This window comes from Ruegeria sp. AF5 (assembly GCF_056541905.1).
The window spans coordinates 1-4321 of record NZ_JBQFYZ010000038.1 but is presented as its reverse complement, the minus strand read 5'-3'; the positions used below and the strand labels follow the sequence as shown (position 1 = coordinate 4321).

Annotated in this window: 3 protein-coding genes; all 3 read right to left on the bottom strand. The window is 56.8% G+C overall.

Annotated features, from left to right (window positions below; all coding sequences use genetic code 11):
* Positions 1–18: 18 nt before the first annotated feature.
* The 3 genes from ACR0DS_RS20210 to ACR0DS_RS20200 all read right to left on the bottom strand — a co-directional run bounded on the left by ACR0DS_RS20210 (position 19) and on the right by ACR0DS_RS20200 (position 4304).
* Complete coding sequence (locus ACR0DS_RS20210) at positions 19–2040, bottom strand: putative 2-aminoethylphosphonate ABC transporter permease subunit (protein ID WP_480560857.1); 2022 nt, start codon at positions 2038–2040, stop codon at positions 19–21.
* A complete protein-coding gene (locus ACR0DS_RS20205; RefSeq protein ID WP_267365559.1) occupies positions 2037–3152 on the bottom strand; it encodes a putative 2-aminoethylphosphonate ABC transporter ATP-binding protein in 1116 nt (371 codons plus the stop codon). Before ACR0DS_RS20205 ends, ACR0DS_RS20210 begins: the two co-directional genes overlap by 4 nt.
* Before the next feature lie 132 nt (positions 3153–3284).
* Positions 3285–4304, bottom strand: coding sequence for a putative 2-aminoethylphosphonate ABC transporter substrate-binding protein (locus ACR0DS_RS20200; protein WP_480616932.1), 1020 nt, complete (start codon positions 4302–4304; stop codon positions 3285–3287).
* Positions 4305–4321: the final 17 nt, after the last annotated feature.

Sequence of the window (4321 nt, the reverse complement as noted above, 5' to 3'; positions counted from 1 at the left end):
TTGAGTTTTTTTTGTGGATTACCTGCTGCGCCAGGCCTGTGTGCGGGCCAGGATGCCTTTTGATGCCATCAAATGAAAGATCCGGGCGGCTGCGTTGGTGTAGAAGATCATCATGCCCATTGCGGCTGCGGGTGCGATATCCCCGGCATCATCCATGTTCAGCACCGCGATGGACGCGAGTGTGGTTTTGGGTGAGTAGAGGAACACAACCGCCGATACAGTCGTCATCGCGTTGACGAACAGATAGATTGAGATGTCCAGCACCGCAGGCAGGCAGACCGGCACCGTGACACGGGCAAACAGCTTCATTGTTGGCTGTTTGAGAGAGGCTGACACTGACTCGAACTCTTTATCCATCTGCTTGAGAGCGGTGACCGCCGTCAGGTGCGATACGGTATAGAAATGCGTCACCGTGCAAACCACCAGGATCGCCATGGTGCCGTAGATCGCATTGAACGGATTGGACGGGTTGTTGAAGAAGAAGATATACGACAGTCCCAGAACCATGCCCGGGATGGCCATCGGCAGCATGGCGAACATCTGAAAGATCGACCGCCCGGTTTTGAAGCCGTTCGATTTTTCCACCAGGTACGCCCCGAAGAAGACAACCGTCGTGCCGATCACCGCCGTCAGGAAAGCCAGTTTGATCGAGTTGAAATACGACCCCCAGCCGCCGCCATCCATCTTGTTGAACTGGTAGTTCTTGAGGCTCAGGCTCAGATCGTAGGGCCAGAACTTGATCAGCGCCGCAAACTGACACACGGCCAGAAGACCAACTATGAACAGGCCGATCAAGCTGCAGTAGATCAGGAATATGCGATCGGTTTTCGGGTTTGGCGTTGCCTGATATGGAACCGAACGCGCAGAAAGCAACGCCACCTGCTTGGACTGAACCATCCGGTCGATACCAAAAGCCAGAATTGCGGGGATGACCAGAACCACCGAGACCACGGCGCCCATCTCAAAATTCTGCTGGCCGATCACCTGTTTGTAGATATCCACGGCAAGCACGTTGAACTGGCCGCCGATCACCTTTGGCAGGCCGAAATCGGTGATCACCAGGTTGAACACGACAAAGGCTGCTGAAATCAGGCCGTAGCGCGCGCCTGGTATAGTGACGGTCCAGAATGTCCGCCAGGGGGTAGAACGCAAGCTGACAGCGGCCTCGTACAACCGCGCATCCGATATCGCGAGCGCGGTCGATATGATCAGGAACGCGTGTGGAAAGGTAAAGAAGACCGATCCGATCACGATGCCTATGGGGCCGTAGATACTGGCTCCGAACAGCAACTCCTTGATCATCCCCTGATTGCCGAACAGGTAGACCAGCGCGATGCCCGGCAGCAGCGAGGGAACCAGAATCGGCGCCATCGCGATCAGGCGAAAGACCCCCTTGAACCGCATGCAGCTTCGGTTCAGCGCATAGGCAAACCAGAACGCCAGCGTCACCGTAACGATTGTGCTGACAACCGAAATCCAAAGGGAATTCTTGATCGAGTTGAACAGGGCCGGGGTTGAGAAGTAGTTGATGAAGTTGCCCAGACCCCGCGCTTGAACCGGCCGCATCTGCACCCGGCGGAACGTGTTGGAATCAAGCTCGACCCAATCGGTGCCTTCGTTCAAAGTCGACCCGACCAGAAAGCGCCCGGCCTCCGTCGTGTTCCGCATCTGGTACATGACCGGGCTGCGAAAGCTGAAATCCGGAAAAAACCCGGTCACCGGCAAACGCCCGTCCGAGCCGGTTGTCAGATCGGTGTCGGAATACACCCCCAATTGCCTGTTCAGTTCGTCAGCCGTCAGGATCGTTCCGTCAAACATACCCGCTTCATCACTGACCTGAAACTCATACTGGGACAGCTCGACCCGGTAGGTCGAGAAGGACTTGGAAAGCATCGTGTAAAGCGGCAGCGCCAGTGTCACGATCAGATAGAGCGCGATCACCATCATGCTTCCGCGCATCAGGATGTCATCGCGGCTGAGCCTGGGCCTGATATCCGGCCCGACAGGCAATGTGTCGTGATTGGTCGACATCGTGCTCATGCCGCAGCCTCCGGAAGGTCAAACGCCATCAGGCGGTTCTCGGGAAGCTCGATCACCATGCTGCACCCCTCTTCCAGCTCAAGACGACGCACGGCGTTGATCGAAAAATCCGCGATCAGTTCAGAAGATCCGAACCGCTCGTTGTTCAGGCGGCAACGCCAGAACGAGCCCAGAAACTCCATTTCATCAAGCGTGACCTCGATGCAGTTCCGATTGCCGCCCGTGTCAAGATAACCAGCTTCATGAGGGATGATGTCTTCGGGACGAATGGCTGCGATGACCGGGGTGCCATCATTGAACGTGTGGCTGAGGCAGGCAAAGGTCTTTTCCCCGACGCTCAACCGCCCGCCTTTGGTGACCTGAGATCGGATCTGGTTCATTTCACCGATAAAGTCGGCCACGAACAGGTTGGCCGGTTCGCGGTAGATCTCCGTGGGCGATCCAACTTGTTCGATCACCCCGTGGTTCATCACCACGATGCGGTCGGCCATGGCCAGCGCTTCTTCCTGATCGTGCGTCACCATCACGGTGGTCACACCCAGCTTGCGCTGCAATTCCTTGATCTCATGCCGCAGGTGAACGCGCACCTTGGCGTCCAGCGCCGACAGGGGTTCGTCCAGCAGCAGCAGACCGGGATTGGTTGCAATGGCGCGGGCCAGCGCAATCCTCTGCTGCTGGCCACCGGACAATTGCGCCGGGTATTTCCTGCCCTGATCCGGCAGACCAACAAGGTTCAGCAGCTCGCTCACCCGAACCGCGATATCCGACTTGCTGCGGCCCGTGTTTTCAAGGCCAAATGCGATGTTCTTTTCGATCGTCAGGTTCGGGAACAGCGCATAGGACTGAAACACAATCCCGAAATCGCGCTCGGACGGGGGCAGGTTGGAGACGTCCTTGCCATCCTGCATAACCGTACCCTTGGTCTGCAGATCCAGCCCGGCAATCGCCCGCAACAAGGTGGTCTTGCCGCAGCCGGACGGGCCGAGGAAACAAATGAATTCACCTTCTTTGATTTCAAGAGAGATGTCCTTGAGTGCCAGAAAGCTGCCGAACGCTTTCCACAAATTCTGGATGCTGAGATACAGTTCACCGGGTGGTGTTTTCTGAAGCACGGGAGAGGTCCTCACATCTGCACCTCGGGCACGACCGATCCTGGCCGGTGCGCGCCGGGTGAGTTGGTTGTGTTGGTGGGAACAAGAGAGTGGCGGGCAGGAAAAGCACAAAAGCCCCTCCTGCCAATGGAATTACTTCGCTTCAGACTTTCCGTCATAGCGAGACTGCCATTCCTTCAGGATTGCCGCGCGATTGTTGGCGGCATATTCGAAATCATTGTTGATCATCGCATCCAGAAGACCCTCTGGGAAGTGTTCAACCGGTTTTGCAACGCCGGGATACGCCACGACCGCATAGCCGGTATTGTACATCTCGTTGGCCTCTTTGGTGACGGTGAAGTCCACCAGCTTCTGCGCGGCTTCCAGATTTGCAGTGCCGGCCACAATCGCGGTTGCTTCCATGTCCCAGCCGACGCCTTCCGAAGGCACAATGATTTCCAGCGGTGCGCCATCAGCTTTGGATTTCGCCCCACGGAACGCAAAAGAAATACCAATCGGGATCTCGCCCGCCGCCGCCAGTTTGCAAGGCTTCGAGCCGGAATGGGTGTAGCGCGCAATATTCTCGTGCAGCGCATCCATGTATTCCCAGCCACCTTCTTCACCAAACATTTGAAGCCAGCTGGACACATCAAGGAACCCCGTGCCAGAGGAATTCGGGTTCGGCATGATAACCTGATCCTTGTACATCGGATCAGTCAGGTCCTTCCACGAGGTCGGCGGCTTCAGCCCGGCCTTTTCCGCCTCAACCGTGTTGTAGCAAATCGAGGCAACCCAGGCGTCCATGCCAACCCAGGCAGGCGGGTTGTCACCATCGACGAATTTCGCATCCAGCTTGTCTACGCCAACCGGGGCATAAGGCTCCAGCATCCCTTCGGATTTCAACAGCAGCAGAGAGGTCGCCGCCAACCCCCAGACCACATCCGCCTGTGGGTTGTCCCGTTCAGCCAGCAGTTTCGCGGTGATGATCCCCGTCGAGTCCCGGACCCAGTTGATCTTGATATCAGGGTTACTCTGGTTGAACGTCTCCGCATACCTCGCCAGATCCTCCGCCTCGACAGCGGTGTAAACTGTCAGTTCCGTCTCCGATGCCGCAACCGTCGCAGTCAGTAAACCGACCGCCAATGCCGAATAAAATGATGTCGTCCGTTTCATGGTTTTCCTCTGTTGGT